Source organism: Sphingobium estronivorans (assembly GCF_008692605.1).
Taxonomy (GTDB): Bacteria; Pseudomonadota; Alphaproteobacteria; order Sphingomonadales; family Sphingomonadaceae; genus Sphingobium; species Sphingobium estronivorans.
Map to the genome: position 1 here is coordinate 74,478 of NZ_LFCT01000008.1, position 15,509 is coordinate 89,986.

The following is a 15,509-nucleotide window of genomic DNA, read 5'->3' on the forward strand; positions in this document are numbered from 1 at the left end:
TCCGTTCGCCGGGGGTCTACCCATGGCGAACGGATTGGTTTAGGGGCCAGCCGCAAGACTCATTCACTCACCGCCGGCGCGCCGGCAACGGAGAAGCATCATGGCCCGCAGCCATCCGCTCGAACGCTATCGCAATTTCGGTATCATGGCGCATATCGACGCCGGCAAGACGACCACGACCGAGCGTATTCTTTACTACACCGGCAAGTCCTACAAGATCGGCGAAGTCCATGAAGGCGCCGCCACCATGGACTGGATGGAGCAGGAGCAGGAGCGTGGTATCACCATCACCTCGGCTGCGACGACCTGCTTCTGGAAGGATCACCGCCTCAACATCATCGACACCCCCGGTCACGTCGACTTCACCATCGAAGTCGAGCGTTCGCTGCGCGTGCTCGACGGTGCGGTCGCCGCGTTCGACGGCGTTGCGGGCGTGGAGCCGCAGTCGGAAACCGTGTGGCGCCAGGCGGACAAGTACAAGGTGCCGCGGATGTGCTACATCAACAAGCTCGACCGCACCGGCGCCAATTTCTATTATTGCGTGCAGACGATCATCGACCGTCTGGGCGCCACCCCGGCCGTCCTCTACCTGCCCATCGGCGCGGAGTCGGAGTTTGTCGGCCTGGTCGACCTCGTGCACGACCGCGCGATCATCTGGAAGGATGAGAGCCTGGGCGCCGAGTTCGAATATGTCGACATCCCGGCCGATCTCGCCGACAAGGCCGCCGAATATCGCGAAAAGCTGATCGAGCTTGCGGTCGAGCAGGACGACGCCGCGATGGAAGCCTATCTCGAAGGCAATCTGCCCGACGTCGACACGCTCAAGAAGCTGATCCGCAAGGGTACGCTGGGCCACGCCTTCGTACCGGTGCTGTGCGGTTCTTCGTTCAAGAACAAGGGCGTGCAGGCGCTGCTCGACGCGGTCGTCGACTATCTGCCCAGCCCGCTCGACATTGAGGACGTGCAGGGCCTCAAGCTGGACGGCGAAACCCCCGACAGCCGCGCGACCAGCGACGATGCGCCCTTCGCGGGCCTGGCGTTCAAGATCATGAACGACCCGTTCGTCGGCTCGCTGACCTTCCTGCGCGTCTATTCGGGTACGCTGACCAAGGGCAGCTATCTGAACTCGGTCAAGGACAAGAAGGAAAAGATCGGCCGTATGCTCCTCATGCACGCGAACTCGCGTGAGGACATCGACACCGCCTATGCGGGCGACATCGTCGCGCTGGCCGGCCTCAAGGAAACCACCACCGGCGATACGCTGTGCGCCGAGCGCCAGCCGATCATCCTGGAGCGGATGGAATTCCCCGAGCCGGTGATCGAACTGTCGGTCGAACCCAAGACCAAGGCCGACCAGGAAAAGATGGGCGTCGCGCTCAATCGTCTGGCCGCCGAAGATCCGTCCTTCCGCGTCACGACCGACCACGAATCGGGTCAGACCATCATCAAGGGCATGGGTGAACTTCACCTCGAAATCCTGGTCGACCGCATGAAGCGCGAGTTCAAGGTCGAGGCGAATGTCGGTGCGCCGCAGGTGGCCTATCGCGAATATCTCAAGAAGCCGGTCGACATCGACTATACCCACAAGAAGCAGTCGGGCGGCACCGGCCAGTTCGGCCGCATCAAGGTGAAGCTGACGCCGGGCGAGCGCGGTGCGGGCATCATCTTCAAGGATGAGATCAAGGGCGGTAACATTCCCAAGGAATATATCCCCGCGATCGAAAAGGGCATGCGCGAGACGGCGGCCACCGGTTCGCTCATCGGCTTCCCGATCATCGACTTCGAAATCCTGCTCTATGACGGCGCCTATCACGACGTCGACTCGTCGGCGCTGGCGTTCGAAATCACCGGCCGCGCCGCCATGCGCGAAGCGGCGCAGAAGTCGGGCATCACCCTGCTTGAGCCGGTCATGAAGGTCGAGGTCGTGACCCCGGAAGAATATCTGGGCGACGTCATCGGCGACATGAACAGCCGTCGTGGTCAGATCCAGGGCACCGACACCCGCGGCAACGCGCAGGTCGTCGAGGCGATGGTTCCGCTGGCCAACATGTTCGGCTATGTGAACTCGCTGCGGTCCTTCACCCAGGGTCGTGCGAACTATTCGATGATCTTCTCGCACTATGACGAAGTGCCGCAGAATGTGGCGGACGAAGTCAAGGCGAAGATGGCCTGAAGAATCCCGTGATCGATCCGGGCAACCGGGTCGGTTAGGGCTGGTAATCTGTAAATTTGCTGCTATGGACGCGCCTTCGCGAGGCGCGGCCGAGCGGTCAGACCAAAGCTGATTTGATTAGAAGGTAGGATAAAATGGCTAAGGCTAAGTTTGAGCGGAACAAGCCGCACTGCAACATCGGCACCATCGGTCACGTCGACCATGGCAAGACCTCGCTGACCGCGGCGATCACCAAGGTGCTCGCCGAAACCGGCGGCGCGACCTTCGTTGACTATGCCAACATCGACAAGGCGCCCGAAGAGCGCGAGCGCGGCATCACCATTTCGACCGCCCACGTCGAATATGAGACCGAAGCCCGTCACTACGCGCACGTCGACTGCCCGGGTCACGCTGACTACGTCAAGAACATGATCACCGGTGCGGCCCAGATGGACGGCGCGATCCTCGTCGTTTCGGCCACAGACGGCCCGATGCCGCAGACCCGCGAGCACATCCTGCTCGCCCGCCAGGTCGGCGTGCCGCAGCTCGTCGTGTTCATGAACAAGGTCGACCTCGTCGACGACGCCGAAATCCTCGAGCTGGTCGAGCTGGAAATCCGCGAACTGCTGTCGTCCTACGACTTTGACGGCGACAACATCCCCGTCATCCCCGGTTCGGCCGTCAAGGCGCTGGACGGTTCGAACGACGAAATCGGCAAGAACGCTGTTCTGAAGCTGATGGCTGCCGTTGACGAATTCATCCCGCAGCCGGAGCGTCCGATCGACAAGCCCTTCCTGATGCCGATCGAAGACGTGTTCTCGATCTCGGGCCGTGGTACGGTTGTGACCGGCCGCGTCGAAACCGGCATCGTCAAGGTTGGTGAAGAAGTTGAAATCGTTGGTCTGAAGGATACCCGCAAGACCACCGTGACCGGCGTCGAAATGTTCCGCAAGCTGCTCGACGAAGGTCGCGCGGGCGACAATATCGGTGCGCTGATCCGTGGCGTGGGCCGTGAAGAGGTTGAGCGTGGTCAGGTTCTGGCCAAGCCGGGCACCATCACCCCGCACACCGAGTTCGACGCGGAAGTCTATGTTCTGTCGAAGGATGAAGGTGGCCGTCACACCCCGTTCTTCGCGAACTATCGTCCGCAGTTCTACTTCCGCACCACCGACGTGACCGGCGAAGTGATCCTCCCCGAGGGCACCGAGATGGTCATGCCCGGCGACAATGTGAAGCTCGGCGTCAAGCTGATCGCTCCGATCGCCATGGACCAGGGTCTGCGCTTCGCCATCCGTGAAGGCGGCCGCACCGTCGGTGCAGGGGTTGTCGGCACGATCTCGAAGTAATATAGGACCGCAACGGCGCGAATCGCCTGATTCGCGCCGTTGAGGATTTTAACCGCCCCGGATCGTCTTTCTCCGGCTCTTGTGGAGCTAGAAGGGCAAGAAACGGGGCGGTAAATTTTTGATGGCGCATTTTCGTAAATCATCGGCTGCTCCGGCTGATTCATGAAAATGCTCTAAGTTTTTGGCTCTTTCGCATCGGTACAGGAACAATGGACAGCAACATCCGCATTCGCCTCAAGGCGTTCGACCATCGCGTGCTCGATCAGGCGACCGGCGACATCGCCGATACCGCCCGCCGCACCGGCGCCCTTATTCGCGGTCCGATTCCCCTTCCGACGCGCATCGAAAAGTTCACGGTCAACCGTGGTCCGCACATCGACAAGAAGTCGCGCGAGCAGTTCGAAGTCCGCACCTACAAGCGTATGCTTGACATTGTGCAGCCGACGCCGCAGACGGTCGACGCGCTGATGAAGCTGGATCTGGCTGCCGGCGTGAACGTCGAAATCAAGCTGGCCTAAAGGTCGGCAAGTCCCTGCTTTCCGCAAGGAGGGCAGGGTATCGGGCATTTCGGATATCCGGAAGCTCAAACGACACAAGGGATACCGCACGGCCCTTCCGGTGAACCGGAAAAGGCGCGTGGTCCTGGTCCCCCGTCGCTGTTCCCGAGTAGGGGGTGGCATCCAACCCGGACGGGGTGATCTATATTTGGGTTGGGCCGCGAAGGAGAGATCCTGAGCGGTTTTTTCGTTGGATACGCCCGCTGCTAAGGCGGGCCTCTATGGGAGTAATCAGTGATGCGCACAGGCGTGATCGCTAAGAAAGTCGGGATGACCCGTCTGTTCCAGGAGGACGGACGTCATATTCCGGTTACGGTTCTGGCCCTTGAGGGCAATCAGGTCGTGGCTCGCAAGGAAGTTGATCGTGACGGTTATGTCGCGGTTCAGCTCGGTGCGGGCGTCGCGAAGGTCAAGAATGTCGCCAAGCCGCAGCGCGGCCACTTCGCCAAGGCGGAAGTGGAGCCGAAGGCGCGTCTGGTCGAATTCCGTGTCGCCGAGGATGCGCTCCTCGACGTCGGCGCCGAAATCGCGGCCGACCACTTCATCGCCGGCCAGCTGGTCGATGTCGCCGGTCACACCCAGGGTAAGGGTTTTGCCGGTGCCATGAAGCGCTGGGGCTTCGGCGGTATGCGCGCCACCCACGGCGTGTCCATCAGCCACCGTGCCCATGGTTCGACCGGTAACCGCCAGGATCCGGGCCGCGTCTTCAAGAACAAGAAGATGGCGGGTCACATGGGTGACCGCGAGCGCACGCAGCAGAACCTCGAAATCGTCCGCACGGACGTCGAGCGCGGCCTGCTGTTCGTCAAGGGTTCGGTTCCGGGCGCCAAGGGCACCTGGCTGACCGTCAGCGACGCCGTCAAGGTGAAGCGCCCCGCGGATGCGCCGTACCCGGCCAGCCTGAAGCAGGCTGCCAACAGCAACAACGCTCCGGCTGAAACGCCTGCTGAAGAAGCAGTCGCTCCCGAAGCGACCGAAGGCCAGGAGGGCTAATCCATGAAGGTCAATGTACAGACCCTCGACGCCGCAGCCGCCGGTGAGCTGGAACTCGACGATGCCGTCTTCGGCCTCGAGCCCCGCGCCGACATTCTGCACCGCGTCGTCACCTGGCAGCTCGAAAAGCGTCGTGGCACCGCCCGCGGCACGCGCGAGCGTTCGGATGTCGCCCGCACCGGCAAGAAGTTCGGTCGCCAGAAGGGCGGCGGTACGGCTCGTCACGGCGATCGCCGCGCGCCCGTCTTCATCGGCGGTGGTAAGGCCCACGGTGCCCGCGTTCGTGACTTCAACCCCTCGCTGAACAAGAAGGTTCGCGCGCTGGGTCTGAAGATGGCGCTGTCGTCGAAGGTCAAGAGCGGTTCGCTCACCATCCTCGACAATCTGGACGTTGCCGAAGGCAAGACCAAGGCGCTGGTCGCCAACCTTGCCAAGCTGAACCTCACCAAGGTGCTGTTCATCGACGGCGACGCAGTGAACGTCAGCTTCGCGAAGGCGTCGGCCAACATCGTCGGCGTGAACCTGCTGCCGGCCGTCGGCGCCAACGTTTACGACATCCTGAAGGCCGATTCGCTGGTGCTCACCCGCGCCGCGGTTGAAAAGCTGGAGGCCCGTTTCAATGGCTAAGAAGCAAGCCGCGACCGTCGACAACCGTCATTACGACGTCGTTGTCGCCCCGCACATCACCGAGAAGTCGACCCTTCTCAGCGAAAATAATGCCGTGGTCTTCAAGGTGGCGGGCGATGCCTCCAAGCCGGAGATCAAGGCCGCTGTGGAAGCGATCTGGGGCGTTGACGTGAAAAGCGTCAACACGCTGGTCGCCAAGGGCAAGACCAAGCGCTGGAAGGGCAAGCCCTACAAGCGCACGGACGTGAAGAAGGCGATCGTCCGCCTGGCCGATGGCCAGTCGATCGACATCACCGAGGGAGTCCGCTGAGATGGCTCTGAAGCATTATAATCCGACGAGCCCGGCCCAGCGCGGCCTGATCCTCGTCGACAAGTCCAGCCTGCACAAGGGCAAGCCCGTCAAGGCGCTGACCGAAGGCAAGCGCAAGACCGGTGGCCGCAACAACAAGGGTCATGTGACCTCGCGCGGCATCGGTGGCGGTCACAAGCAGCGCTATCGCATCATCGACTTCAAGCGCCGCTTGTGGGATGTCGAGGGTACGGTCGAGCGTCTGGAATATGACCCCAACCGCACCGCCTTCATCGCGCTGGTCAATTATCCCGATGGCACCCAGGCCTATATCCTGGCGCCGCAGCGTCTGGCTCCCGGTGACAAGGTCATTGCGGGCAAGAAGACCGACGTGAAGCCGGGCAACGCGATGGAACTGGGTCAGATGCCGGTCGGCACGATCATCCACAACATCGAGATGAAGCCGGGCAAGGGCGGTCAGCTCTGCCGTTCGGCGGGCACCTATGCCCAGCTGGTCGGTCGCGATCGCGGCATGGTGATGGTGCGTTTGTCCTCGGGCGAACAGCGTTACATCCGTTCGGACTGCATGGGCACCATCGGCGCCGTCAGCAATCCGGACAATGGCAACACCAACCTCGCCAAGGCCGGCCGCAACCGCTGGAACGGCATCCGCCCGCTGACGCGTGGTGTGGCCAAGAACCCGGTCGACCACCCGCACGGCGGTGGTGAAGGCCGGACCTCGGGCGGCCGTCATCCGGTTACCCCGTGGGGCAAGCCGACCAAGGGTGCACGTACGCGCCACAACAAGGCAACGGACAAGTTCATCATCCGTAGCCGCCACGCGAAGAAGAAGAGGTAAGCGAGATGGCTCGTTCCGTCTGGAAAGGTCCGTTCGTGGACCTCAGCCTTCTGAAGAAGGCGGAAGTGGCGCAGGACGCCGGTGGCCGTTCGGGTCCGATCAAGACCTGGTCGCGCCGCTCCACCATCCTGCCGCAGTTCGTTGGCCTGACGTTCAACGTCTATAACGGCCGCAAGCATGTGCCGGTTTCGGTGAACGAGGATATGGTGGGTCACAAGCTGGGCGAATTCGCCCCGACCCGCTACTTCCCCGGCCACGCCGCCGACAAGAAGGGCAAGCGCTAATGAGCAAGGAAAAGGCTCCCCGTCGCGTCGCCGACAATGAGGCGCTGGCCGTTGGCACGCAGATCCGTGGTTCGGCCCAGAAGCTGAACCTGGTCGCCACGCTCATCCGCGGCCGCAAGGTCGAGGACGCGCTGAACATCCTCGCCTTCTCGAAGAAGGCGATGGCGGTCGACGTGCGCAAGGTGCTGGCTTCGGCCATCGCCAACGCGGAAAACAACCACAATCTGGATGTCGACGCTCTGGTCGTCGCGGAAGCATCGGTGGGCAAGAGCTTCACCCTGAAGCGCTTCCACGCCCGCGGCCGCGGCAAGTCGACCCGGATCCTCAAGCCCTTCAGCCGCGTGCGCATCGTCGTGCGTGAAGCTGGCGAAGAAGCGGAGGCGTAAGCACATGGGTCACAAGAGCAACCCGATCGGTCTGCGTCTGCAGATCAACCGTACCTGGGACAGCCGCTGGTTCGCGGAAGGCGCCGACTATGGCCGCCTGCTGCTGGAGGATCTCAAGATCCGCCAGTTCATCATGAAGAACCTGCCGCAGGCCGCGATCTCCAAGGTCGTGATCGAGCGTCCCGCCAAGCTGTGCCGCGTGTCGATCTACGCTGCCCGTCCCGGTGTCATCATCGGCAAGAAGGGCGCGGACATCGAGAAGCTGCGCAAGAAGCTGGGCAGCCTGACCTCTTCGGACGTCAGCCTGAACATCGTCGAAATCCGCAAGCCGGAAGTCGATTCGAAGCTTGTCGCTCAGGGTATCGCCGATCAGCTGGAACGCCGCGTGGCTTTCCGCCGTGCGATGAAGCGTGCGGTGCAATCGGCCCTGCGTCTGGGTGCCGAAGGCATCAAGATCACCTGCGGCGGCCGTCTGGGCGGCGCGGAGATCGCGCGCGTCGAATGGTATCGTGAAGGCCGCGTTCCGCTGCACACGCTGCGGGCGAACGTCGACTATGCCGAAGCCACGGCGCACACCGCCTATGGCGTTTGCGGCATCAAGGTCTGGATCTTCAAGGGTGAAATCCTTGGGCATGATCCGATGGCTACCGACCGGTTGATGCTGGAGGCTCAGACCTCCGGCGTGCGCCCGGCGCGCTGAGAATAAGGTAGGTATAGCGTCATGCTGCAACCGAAAAAAATGAAGTTCCGCAAGACCTTCAAGGGCCGGATCAAGGGCGACGCCAAGGGCGGTTCGGCTCTGAACTTCGGCGCCTATGGTCTCAAGGCCCTGGAACCCGAGCGCGTCACCGCACGTCAGATCGAAGCGGCCCGCCGCGCGATCCAGCGCCACCTTCGCCGTCAGGGCCGTCTGTGGATCCGCGTGTTCCCCGACGTGCCGGTGTCGAAGAAGCCCGCCGAAGTCCGTCAGGGTAAGGGTAAGGGTTCGGTCGAATATTGGGCTGCCCGCGTCAAGCCGGGCCGCATCCTGTTCGAACTGGACGGCGTACCCGGTCCGCTCGCAGCAGAGGCTTTCTCGCGCGCCGCGATGAAGCTGCCGATCAAGACGAAGGTTGTCGCTCGCCTCGGCGACACCTCCCACCTGGAGGGTTAATCCGTGGCGAATGTAGCTGACCTCAAGACCAAGTCGGATGACGAGCTGTCGACCGAACTCAACAACCTGAAGCGCGAGCAGTTCAACCTGCGTTTCCAGGCGGCCACCAATCAGCTGGAAAAGCCCAGCCGAGTGCGTGACGTCCGCCGGTCGATCGCGCAGATCAAGACCCTTCAGTCCGAGCGTTCGCGCTCGGCTGCGAAGTAAGAAGGAACTACACGATGCCCAAGCGCGTGCTGACGGGAACGGTGGTTTCCGACAAGACCGACAAGACGGTGGTGGTTCGCGTAGAGCGCAAGGTTAAGCATGCGCTCTACGGCAAGATCATCCGCCGCTCGAAGAAGTACCATGCCCATGACGAGGGCAATGTCTACAAGGAAGGCGAAACGGTCCGCATCGAGGAGACCGCTCCGATTTCCAAGCTCAAGACCTGGAAGGTCATTGAGCGCGTGGACACCCATAAGTCGCCGGAAACGGCTGCTTAAGGGGGCTCTTCCGGGCCTTTGGTAAAAAATGCGACGCGGGGCTGGCCTTTTCTGCGAGGAAAGGGTACAGGCCCGCGCTTCGCGTAGAGTCAAAGGCTCATCTGAGAGACTCTAGGCAACGAAATTCGGAACCGCCGGGAATTGTCCCGGTAGGCCAAATAAGAAGGAACCGGATCCATGATCCAGATGCAATCCAATCTTGACGTCGCTGACAACAGCGGCGCCAAGCGCGTCCAGTGCATCAAGGTGCTGGGCGGCTCGAAGCGTCGCTTCGCGAGCGTGGGCGACATCATCGTCGTCTCGATCAAGGAAGCTGCGCCTCGGGGCAAGGTGAAGAAGGGTGACGTGCATCGCGCCGTCATCGTGCGCACCGCCAAGGACGTGCGTCGCGCTGACGGCAGCGTGATTCGCTTCGACGGCAATGCCGCTGTGCTCATCAACAAGAACGAGGAGCCGATCGGCACCCGTATCTTTGGCCCGGTCGTTCGCGAACTGCGCGCCAAGAAGCACATGAAGATCATCTCGCTTGCCCCCGAGGTGCTGTAATGAGCGCTGCGAAGATCAAGAAGGGCGACAAGGTCGTCATCCTGGCCGGCAAGGACAAGGGCCGTACCGGCACCGTCCTGCAGATGTTCCCGAAGGACGACAAGGTCCTGGTGGAAGGCGTCAACGTGCACGCCAAGCATCGCAAGCCCGACCAGGCGAACCCGCAGGGTGGCATCGAGCGCAAGCCCGCGCCGCTCCACATTTCGAACGTCGCTGTCGCCGACAAGGATGGCAAGCCGACCCGCGTCCGTTTCGAGGATCGCGACGGCAAGAAGGTCCGCGTCGCCGTCAAGTCCGGTGAGGTGCTGTAATGAGCGACAAGTACACTCCGCGCTCGAAGGCGCAGTATGACGCCGAAATCGCCAAGACGATGACCGAGAAGTTCGGTTACGAAAACGTCATGCAGGTTCCGAAGATCGAGAAGATCACGCTCAACATGGGCGTCGGCGAAGCGACCCAGGACAAGAAGAAGGTCACTTCGGCGGCCGAGGAAATGGAACTGATCGCCGGTCAGAAGCCGGTCATCACCAAGGCGCGCAAGTCGATCGCGCAGTTCAAGCTGCGCGAAGGCATGCCGATCGGTGCGAAGGTCACGCTGCGTCGCGAGCGCATGTATGAGTTTCTTGATCGCCTGATCAACGTGGCTCTGCCCCGCGTGCGCGACTTCCGTGGTCTCAACCCGAAGAGCTTCGATGGTCGTGGCAACTATGCCTTCGGCATCAAGGAGCAGATTATCTTCCCCGAGATCAACTATGACCGCATCGACAAGGTGCGCGGCATGGACATCATCGTGACCACCACGGCGAAGACGGACGAGGAAGCGCGCGAATTGCTGCGTCTCTTCGGCTTCCCCTTCCCGCTCGAAGAGAAGCAGGCGGCCTGAACAGGTCCCGCTTCTCTCCCAAACGCTTAAGCTAAGGAAGAGAACTTAAGTCATGGCGAAACTGAGTTCGATCAACAAGAATGAGCGCCGCAAGAAGCTGGTGAAGAAATATGCCGGCCGTTATGCGAAGCTCAAGGCGATCGCGAATGATACCGCGGCCGATGACAGCGATCGTCTGATCGCGCGTCTGAAGATGGCGGAGATCCCCCGCAACGGCAATCCGACCCGCGTTCGGAACCGCTGCGAACTGACGGGGCGTCCCCGGGCCTATTACCGCAAATTCCGCCTCTGCCGCGTGCAGCTGCGTGATCTGGCCAACAAGGGCCTGATCCCCGGCGTCACCAAGTCGAGCTGGTAAGGATCATTTGAAATGGCATTGACCGATCCCCTGGGTGATATGCTCACCCGCATCCGCAACGGGCAGCAGGCGAAGAAGGACAGCGTGATGTCCCCCGCTTCGAAGCTGCGCGCCCGCGTGCTCGACGTGCTGCAGCGCGAAGGTTATATCCGTGGCTATTCCGAGGAACTGCTCGGCAACCACCCCGGCCTGCGCATCGAGCTGAAATATTTCGAAGGCGCGCCTGCTATCAAGCATGTCGCCCGCGTGTCCAAGCCGGGCCGCCGCGTTTACTCGGGTTCCAAGGAACTGCCGGTGATCCGCAACGGTCTGGGCATCACCATTGTCTCGACGCCTCGCGGCGTTCTGTCCGACGCTGAAGCGCGGGAACAGAATGTCGGCGGCGAAGTGCTGGCGGAGGTGTTCTGATGAGCCGTACTGGTAAAAAGCCGGTCGCCGTCCCCGCGGGCGTGACCGCCGCCATCGCCGACGGTCAGCTGTCGGTGAAGGGGCCCAAGGGCACCCTGGCCATTCCGCTGGCCGACGAAGTGACCTACAGCATCGAAGACGGTGTGATCGCCGTGAAGCCTGCCAACGACGGCAAGCGCGCCCGCGCTTTCTGGGGCATGCAGCGCACGCTGATCGCGAACCTGATCACCGGCGTGACCGAGGGCTTCTCCAAGAAGCTGCTCATCACCGGTGTCGGCTACCGTGCCAACTCGCAGGGCAAGACCCTGAAGCTGCAGCTCGGCTATTCGCATGACGTCGATTTCGCGATCCCCGAGGGGATCGAGATCAAGACCCCGGATAACACCACGGTCGAGATCAGCGGCATCGACAAGCAGAAGGTGGGTCAGGTTGCCGCCGAGATCCGCCGCTGGCGCAAGCCCGAACCCTATAAGGGCAAGGGTATCAAGTACGCCGGCGAGTTCATCTTCCGCAAGGAAGGGAAGAAGAAGTAAGATGGCAAAGCTTTCCCTCTTCGCGCGGCGTCGTCGCCGCGTTCGCACCGCGCTCAAGGCAGTGTCGGGCCACAAGCCCCGCCTCAGCGTCCACCGTTCGGGCCGTCACATCTACGCCCAGGTCATTGACGATGCGCAGGGCAAGACCCTGGCGTCGGCCTCGACCCTGGACAAGGATGTGGGTGCCAAGGCTCTGGGCAAGACCGGCGCCTCTTCCGAAGCCGCTGCCGAAGTCGGCAAGCGCGTCGCCGCCGCGGCGACCGCTGCCGGCGTCACCAAGGTCGTGTTCGACCGTGGTGGCTTCCTGTTCCATGGCCGCGTCAAGGCGCTGGCCGATGCGGCCCGTGAAGCCGGGCTGGAGTTCTGATCATGGCTGACGAAAACACCATTGAAGCCGGCGCCCCCACCGAGGGCGTCGAGGCGGCACCGACCGAAGGTCGTGGTCCCGGCCGTGGCCGTGGTCGTGGCGGCGACCGCAACCGTGGCGAGCGTGGCGGCCGTGGCCGTCGCGACGACCGTCGCGGCAACCGCGACGAGGAGCAGGGCGAAGAGCTGATCGAGAAGCTGGTTCACATCAACCGCGTCTCGAAGACCGTCAAGGGCGGTAAGCGCTTCGGTTTCGCTGCTCTGGTCGTCGTTGGCGACGGCAAGGGCCGTGCGGGCTTCGGCCATGGCAAGGCGCGTGAAGTGCCCGAAGCCATCAGCAAGGCGACTGCTTCGGCCAAGAAGGCGATGGTTCGCGTTCCGCTGAAGGAAGGCCGCACGCTGCACCATGACGGCCTTGGCCATTTCGGTGCGGGCAAGGTGACGGTTCGTTCGGCGCCTGCCGGTACGGGCATCATCGCTGGCGGTCCGATGCGCGCCGTGTTCGAAAGCCTCGGCGTCGCGGACGTCGTGACCAAGTCGAACGGCACGTCGAACCCCTACAACATGATCCGGGCGACCTTTGCGGCGCTGGGTGAGCAGGTCAGCCCCAAGGCGGTGGCGCAGCGTCGCGGCAAGAAGGTCGCCGACCTGCTTCGTCGCGGCGGTGCCTCGGCCGAAGTCGCCCAGGCCGACGCCGAAGCGATTGCGGAGTAAAGCAGCATGGCGAAGATCAAGATCAAGCAGATCGGTTCGCCGATCCGCCGCCCCGAAGCCCAGAAGAAAATTCTGATCGGCCTGGGTCTTGGCAAGATGCACCGCGTGGTGGAGCTGGAAGACACGGCGGAAGTCCGCGGTGCCATCGCCAAGCTGCCGCACATGGTGGCGGTGGTCGAAGGCTGAGCCTTCCGATCATCAAGGATTGAAGCGGGAGAGGGGGAAACCCCTCTTTCGTTTTTTTCGGAAGCGCGCTATGGGCGCGCATCCGAAATCCCGGCGAAGGCCGGGATCTCAGGCCGGATGGCGCGTCCTCTAGTGAGGAGACCCCCGGTTTCATTTGGTCGGGCGCGACCCTGAAAAGGGCGCATCAGGCCGCCAGCGGCCCCAGCCTTCGCTGGGGCTTCGGTTCGATCCATGAGGATCGAACCTCCGCGCGAACATAGCGAAAGCGAGTGCAGATTATGAAGCTCAACGAACTCAACGATAATGCCGGTGCCCGCAAGGGCCGGATGCGCGTCGGCCGTGGTATCGGCTCGGGCAAGGGCAAGACCGCCGGTCGCGGCCAGAAGGGTGCGAAGGCGCGTTCGGGCGTCAGCATCAACGGCTTCGAGGGTGGCCAGATGCCGCTCCACATGCGTCTGCCGAAGCGCGGCTTCAACAACATCTTCGCCAAGGATTACGCGATCGTGAACCTGGGCGCGGTGCAGAAGGCGATCGACGCCGGCAAGCTGGACGCCAATGCGACCATCGACCATGCGGCGCTGAAGGCGGCTGCTCTGGCCCGTGGCGGCAAGGATGGCGTGCGTCTGCTCGCCAAGGGCGAGCTGACCGCCAAGGTCAACCTGCTCGTTGCCGGTGCCTCGAAGGGCGCCGTGGAAGCGGTCGAGAAGGCTGGTGGCAAGGTCGACGTGATCGTCGTCGTTCCGGCTGCAGAAAAGGCGGCTGCCAAGAAGGGCAGCGCCAAGGCCGCCAAGAAGGCCTGATTTAAGCCGCTAAGGCTTGCAAGCATGGCCCCGCTGCCCGATATGGGTCGGCGGGGCTATGTGCATCAGGGGCTTTTCGTCGCATCGGCGGCAATATCCGGTTCGACAGCGCCCCGTCGCCCCGCTAAGGGGTTAGCGATTCCGCTCCGGGGCACGCATCCCGGCAAGATGTTTTGAAGGGCAGCCAAGATGGCATCGAGAGCCGACCAGCTCGCATCCAATCTCAGCCTGGCGAAGTTCAGCCAGGCGACCGACCTCAAGAAGCGCCTGTGGTTCACGCTGGGCGCGCTGATCGTGTTCCGCTTCCTCAGCTTCGTGCCGTTGCCGGGCGTCGATCCGACCGCCCTGTCGCAGCTTTACAAGCAGACCAATGGCGGCATTCTCGACATCTTCAACACCTTCTCGGGTGGTTCGCTCTCGCGCATGAGCCTGATCGCGCTCGGCGTGATGCCGTACATCACCGCGTCGATCGTGGTGCAGCTCGCCGCCAGCCTCTCGCCGCAACTCGCGGCGATCAAGAAGGAAGGCGAGAGCGGTCGCAAGAAGCTGAACCAATATACCCGCTACGGCACGGTCGGTCTGACGGCGGTGCAGGGCTATTTCATCGCCGTGGGCTTGGAAAGCTTCGGCGCGCAGTCGGGCGTGCAGGCGGTGGTCGATCCGGGCATCCTGTTCCGCGTCGCGGCCGTGATCTCGCTGATCGGCGGGACGATGTTCCTGATGTGGCTGGGTGAGCAGATCACCTCGCGCGGGATCGGCAACGGTGTGTCCCTCATCATCATGGCGGGCATCGTCGCGCAGTTGCCGGTGACGCTCAGCAATCTGTTCAAGTCGAGCAGCACGGGCGCGATCTCGGGCCTCATCATCTTCCTGGTGATCGTGCTGGGCTTTGGTCTGATCGCCTTCATCTGCTTCATGGAGCGGGCGCAGCGCCGGGTATTGATCCAATATCCCAAGCGCCAGACACGCCAGGGCATCATGCAGGCGGACCGCAGCCATTTGCCGCTGAAGGTCAACACCGCCGGCGTGATCCCGCCGATTTTCGCCAGCTCGCTGCTGCTGATGCCGCTCACCGTCTCGCAATTCGCCGGCAGGACCGTGGCAGGCGAGAGCAAGCTGGGCGACTTCGTGCTGACGCTGAACCAGTATCTCGCGCACGGTAGCCCGGTCTATATGGCGCTTTATGGCCTCGGCATCGTCTTCTTCTGCTTCTTCTACACCGCCGTGGTGTTCAATCCCGAGGAAACGGCCGACAATCTCAAGCGCAATGGCGGGTTCATCCCCGGTATTCGCCCGGGCAAGAACACCGAAAATTATCTCGACTATGTGTTGACGCGGATCACGGTGATCGGTGCGGCCTATCTGGCGTTCATCTGCCTGGTGCCGGAATTCGTCATCGCCCGGGCGGGCATTCCCTTCTATCTGGGGGGAACGAGCCTGTTGATCGTCGTCAATGTCACGGTCGACACCGTGACGCAGATTCAGAGCCACTTGCTCGCCCATCAATATGGGGATCTGATCAAGAAAGCGAAGCTGAAGGGGCGCCTGCGCTAAGGCAGCGCAAGGCGACAAGCGCGAATACAG

24 protein-coding genes are annotated in these 15,509 nt (G+C 62.5%); all 24 read left to right on the forward strand.

Features of this window, described 5'->3' with window-relative positions; translation table 11 throughout:
- The first annotated feature begins 100 nt into the window (after positions 1-100).
- Entirely contained in the window at positions 101-2,173 is a 2,073-nt protein-coding gene (gene fusA / locus F7P65_RS07675) for an elongation factor G (protein WP_150291159.1), read from the forward strand.
- 134 nt (positions 2,174-2,307) lie between these two features.
- Positions 2,308-3,498, forward strand: coding sequence for an elongation factor Tu (tuf, locus tag F7P65_RS07680; RefSeq protein ID WP_150291160.1), 1,191 nt, complete (start codon positions 2,308-2,310; stop codon positions 3,496-3,498).
- A 209-nt stretch (positions 3,499-3,707) separates the two neighbouring features.
- On the forward strand, positions 3,708-4,016 hold the full coding sequence (gene rpsJ, locus F7P65_RS07685; RefSeq protein ID WP_007686587.1) for a 30S ribosomal protein S10: 309 nt from the start codon (positions 3,708-3,710) through the stop codon (positions 4,014-4,016).
- 276 nt (positions 4,017-4,292) lie between these two features.
- On the forward strand, positions 4,293-5,048 hold the full coding sequence (gene rplC, locus F7P65_RS07690) for a 50S ribosomal protein L3 (RefSeq protein WP_150291263.1): 756 nt from the start codon (positions 4,293-4,295) through the stop codon (positions 5,046-5,048).
- A 3-nt stretch (positions 5,049-5,051) separates the two neighbouring features.
- A complete protein-coding gene (gene rplD, locus F7P65_RS07695; RefSeq protein WP_150291161.1) occupies positions 5,052-5,675 on the forward strand; it encodes a 50S ribosomal protein L4 in 624 nt (207 codons plus the stop codon).
- Positions 5,668-5,985, forward strand: a complete 318-nt coding sequence (locus tag F7P65_RS07700; protein WP_150291162.1) for a 50S ribosomal protein L23 — start codon at positions 5,668-5,670, stop codon at positions 5,983-5,985. The genes rplD and F7P65_RS07700 overlap by 8 nt, the downstream gene beginning before the upstream one ends.
- 1 nt (position 5,986) lies before the next feature.
- On the forward strand, positions 5,987-6,823 hold the full coding sequence (rplB, locus tag F7P65_RS07705; protein WP_150291163.1) for a 50S ribosomal protein L2: 837 nt from the start codon (positions 5,987-5,989) through the stop codon (positions 6,821-6,823).
- Positions 6,824-6,828: 5 nt separating this feature from the next.
- Positions 6,829-7,107 carry a 30S ribosomal protein S19 gene (rpsS, locus tag F7P65_RS07710; protein WP_007686576.1) on the forward strand — a complete coding sequence of 93 codons (279 nt, stop codon included), beginning with the start codon at positions 6,829-6,831 and terminating at the stop codon, positions 7,105-7,107.
- Positions 7,107-7,493 carry a 50S ribosomal protein L22 gene (gene rplV / locus F7P65_RS07715; protein WP_004208717.1) on the forward strand — a complete coding sequence of 129 codons (387 nt, stop codon included), beginning with the start codon at positions 7,107-7,109 and terminating at the stop codon, positions 7,491-7,493. The genes rpsS and rplV overlap by 1 nt, the downstream gene beginning before the upstream one ends.
- Before the next feature lie 4 nt (positions 7,494-7,497).
- On the forward strand, positions 7,498-8,193 hold the full coding sequence (gene rpsC, locus F7P65_RS07720) for a 30S ribosomal protein S3 (protein ID WP_150291164.1): 696 nt from the start codon (positions 7,498-7,500) through the stop codon (positions 8,191-8,193).
- A 21-nt stretch (positions 8,194-8,214) separates the two neighbouring features.
- Positions 8,215-8,646: a 50S ribosomal protein L16 gene (rplP, locus tag F7P65_RS07725; RefSeq protein WP_007686573.1), complete on the forward strand. Its 432-nt coding sequence runs from the start codon at positions 8,215-8,217 to the stop codon at positions 8,644-8,646.
- A gap of 3 nt (positions 8,647-8,649) precedes the next feature.
- On the forward strand, positions 8,650-8,853 hold the full coding sequence (rpmC, locus tag F7P65_RS07730) for a 50S ribosomal protein L29 (RefSeq protein WP_150291165.1): 204 nt from the start codon (positions 8,650-8,652) through the stop codon (positions 8,851-8,853).
- A gap of 14 nt (positions 8,854-8,867) precedes the next feature.
- Positions 8,868-9,131, forward strand: coding sequence for a 30S ribosomal protein S17 (rpsQ, locus tag F7P65_RS07735; protein WP_006960320.1), 264 nt, complete (start codon positions 8,868-8,870; stop codon positions 9,129-9,131).
- A gap of 177 nt (positions 9,132-9,308) precedes the next feature.
- The gene (rplN, locus tag F7P65_RS07740; protein WP_007686569.1) at positions 9,309-9,677 is read left to right on the forward strand and encodes a 50S ribosomal protein L14; all 369 of its coding nucleotides are present in this window, start codon (positions 9,309-9,311) and stop codon (positions 9,675-9,677) included.
- Positions 9,677-9,988, forward strand: coding sequence for a 50S ribosomal protein L24 (gene rplX / locus F7P65_RS07745; protein ID WP_150291166.1), 312 nt, complete (start codon positions 9,677-9,679; stop codon positions 9,986-9,988). The genes rplN and rplX overlap by 1 nt, the downstream gene beginning before the upstream one ends.
- Complete coding sequence (gene rplE, locus F7P65_RS07750) at positions 9,988-10,560, forward strand: 50S ribosomal protein L5 (RefSeq protein ID WP_150291167.1); 573 nt, start codon at positions 9,988-9,990, stop codon at positions 10,558-10,560. The genes rplX and rplE overlap by 1 nt, the downstream gene beginning before the upstream one ends.
- Before the next feature lie 52 nt (positions 10,561-10,612).
- Positions 10,613-10,918, forward strand: a complete 306-nt coding sequence (gene rpsN, locus F7P65_RS07755) for a 30S ribosomal protein S14 (RefSeq protein ID WP_007707881.1) — start codon at positions 10,613-10,615, stop codon at positions 10,916-10,918.
- Between the two features lie 12 nt (positions 10,919-10,930).
- Entirely contained in the window at positions 10,931-11,326 is a 396-nt protein-coding gene (gene rpsH, locus F7P65_RS07760) for a 30S ribosomal protein S8 (RefSeq protein ID WP_150291168.1), read from the forward strand.
- A complete protein-coding gene (rplF, locus tag F7P65_RS07765; RefSeq protein ID WP_150291169.1) occupies positions 11,326-11,859 on the forward strand; it encodes a 50S ribosomal protein L6 in 534 nt (177 codons plus the stop codon). Before rpsH ends, rplF begins: the two co-directional genes overlap by 1 nt.
- A 1-nt stretch (position 11,860) precedes the next feature.
- A complete protein-coding gene (gene rplR / locus F7P65_RS07770) occupies positions 11,861-12,226 on the forward strand; it encodes a 50S ribosomal protein L18 (protein ID WP_150291170.1) in 366 nt (121 codons plus the stop codon).
- 2 nt (positions 12,227-12,228) lie between these two features.
- Positions 12,229-12,939 carry a 30S ribosomal protein S5 gene (gene rpsE / locus F7P65_RS07775; protein ID WP_150291171.1) on the forward strand — a complete coding sequence of 237 codons (711 nt, stop codon included), beginning with the start codon at positions 12,229-12,231 and terminating at the stop codon, positions 12,937-12,939.
- Between the two features lie 6 nt (positions 12,940-12,945).
- Positions 12,946-13,125, forward strand: a complete 180-nt coding sequence (gene rpmD, locus F7P65_RS07780) for a 50S ribosomal protein L30 (protein ID WP_150291172.1) — start codon at positions 12,946-12,948, stop codon at positions 13,123-13,125.
- Positions 13,126-13,403: 278 nt separating this feature from the next.
- Complete coding sequence (rplO, locus tag F7P65_RS07785) at positions 13,404-13,925, forward strand: 50S ribosomal protein L15 (protein ID WP_150291264.1); 522 nt, start codon at positions 13,404-13,406, stop codon at positions 13,923-13,925.
- A gap of 189 nt (positions 13,926-14,114) precedes the next feature.
- A complete protein-coding gene (gene secY / locus F7P65_RS07790; protein ID WP_150291173.1) occupies positions 14,115-15,479 on the forward strand; it encodes a preprotein translocase subunit SecY in 1,365 nt (454 codons plus the stop codon).
- The last annotated feature ends 30 nt before the right edge of the window (positions 15,480-15,509 follow it).

What these genes read in the sequence shown, in the direction of transcription:
- fusA (WP_150291159.1), top strand. Translation starts at nt 101, where the DNA reads ATGGCCCGCAGCCATCCGCTCGAACGCTATCGCAATTTCGGTATCATG.
- tuf (WP_150291160.1), top strand. Translation starts at nt 2,308, where the DNA reads ATGGCTAAGGCTAAGTTTGAGCGGAACAAGCCGCACTGCAACATCGGC.
- rpsJ (WP_007686587.1), top strand. Translation starts at nt 3,708, where the DNA reads ATGGACAGCAACATCCGCATTCGCCTCAAGGCGTTCGACCATCGCGTG.
- rplC (WP_150291263.1), top strand. Translation starts at nt 4,293, where the DNA reads ATGCGCACAGGCGTGATCGCTAAGAAAGTCGGGATGACCCGTCTGTTC.
- rplD (WP_150291161.1), top strand. Translation starts at nt 5,052, where the DNA reads ATGAAGGTCAATGTACAGACCCTCGACGCCGCAGCCGCCGGTGAGCTG.
- F7P65_RS07700 (WP_150291162.1), top strand. Translation starts at nt 5,668, where the DNA reads ATGGCTAAGAAGCAAGCCGCGACCGTCGACAACCGTCATTACGACGTC.
- rplB (WP_150291163.1), top strand. Translation starts at nt 5,987, where the DNA reads ATGGCTCTGAAGCATTATAATCCGACGAGCCCGGCCCAGCGCGGCCTG.
- rpsS (WP_007686576.1), top strand. Translation starts at nt 6,829, where the DNA reads ATGGCTCGTTCCGTCTGGAAAGGTCCGTTCGTGGACCTCAGCCTTCTG.
- rplV (WP_004208717.1), top strand. Translation starts at nt 7,107, where the DNA reads ATGAGCAAGGAAAAGGCTCCCCGTCGCGTCGCCGACAATGAGGCGCTG.
- rpsC (WP_150291164.1), top strand. Translation starts at nt 7,498, where the DNA reads ATGGGTCACAAGAGCAACCCGATCGGTCTGCGTCTGCAGATCAACCGT.
- rplP (WP_007686573.1), top strand. Translation starts at nt 8,215, where the DNA reads ATGCTGCAACCGAAAAAAATGAAGTTCCGCAAGACCTTCAAGGGCCGG.
- rpsQ (WP_006960320.1), top strand. Translation starts at nt 8,868, where the DNA reads ATGCCCAAGCGCGTGCTGACGGGAACGGTGGTTTCCGACAAGACCGAC.
- rplN (WP_007686569.1), top strand. Translation starts at nt 9,309, where the DNA reads ATGATCCAGATGCAATCCAATCTTGACGTCGCTGACAACAGCGGCGCC.
- rplX (WP_150291166.1), top strand. Translation starts at nt 9,677, where the DNA reads ATGAGCGCTGCGAAGATCAAGAAGGGCGACAAGGTCGTCATCCTGGCC.
- rplE (WP_150291167.1), top strand. Translation starts at nt 9,988, where the DNA reads ATGAGCGACAAGTACACTCCGCGCTCGAAGGCGCAGTATGACGCCGAA.
- rpsN (WP_007707881.1), top strand. Translation starts at nt 10,613, where the DNA reads ATGGCGAAACTGAGTTCGATCAACAAGAATGAGCGCCGCAAGAAGCTG.
- rpsH (WP_150291168.1), top strand. Translation starts at nt 10,931, where the DNA reads ATGGCATTGACCGATCCCCTGGGTGATATGCTCACCCGCATCCGCAAC.
- rplF (WP_150291169.1), top strand. Translation starts at nt 11,326, where the DNA reads ATGAGCCGTACTGGTAAAAAGCCGGTCGCCGTCCCCGCGGGCGTGACC.
- rplR (WP_150291170.1), top strand. Translation starts at nt 11,861, where the DNA reads ATGGCAAAGCTTTCCCTCTTCGCGCGGCGTCGTCGCCGCGTTCGCACC.
- rpsE (WP_150291171.1), top strand. Translation starts at nt 12,229, where the DNA reads ATGGCTGACGAAAACACCATTGAAGCCGGCGCCCCCACCGAGGGCGTC.
- rpmD (WP_150291172.1), top strand. Translation starts at nt 12,946, where the DNA reads ATGGCGAAGATCAAGATCAAGCAGATCGGTTCGCCGATCCGCCGCCCC.
- rplO (WP_150291264.1), top strand. Translation starts at nt 13,404, where the DNA reads ATGAAGCTCAACGAACTCAACGATAATGCCGGTGCCCGCAAGGGCCGG.
- secY (WP_150291173.1), top strand. Translation starts at nt 14,115, where the DNA reads ATGGCATCGAGAGCCGACCAGCTCGCATCCAATCTCAGCCTGGCGAAG.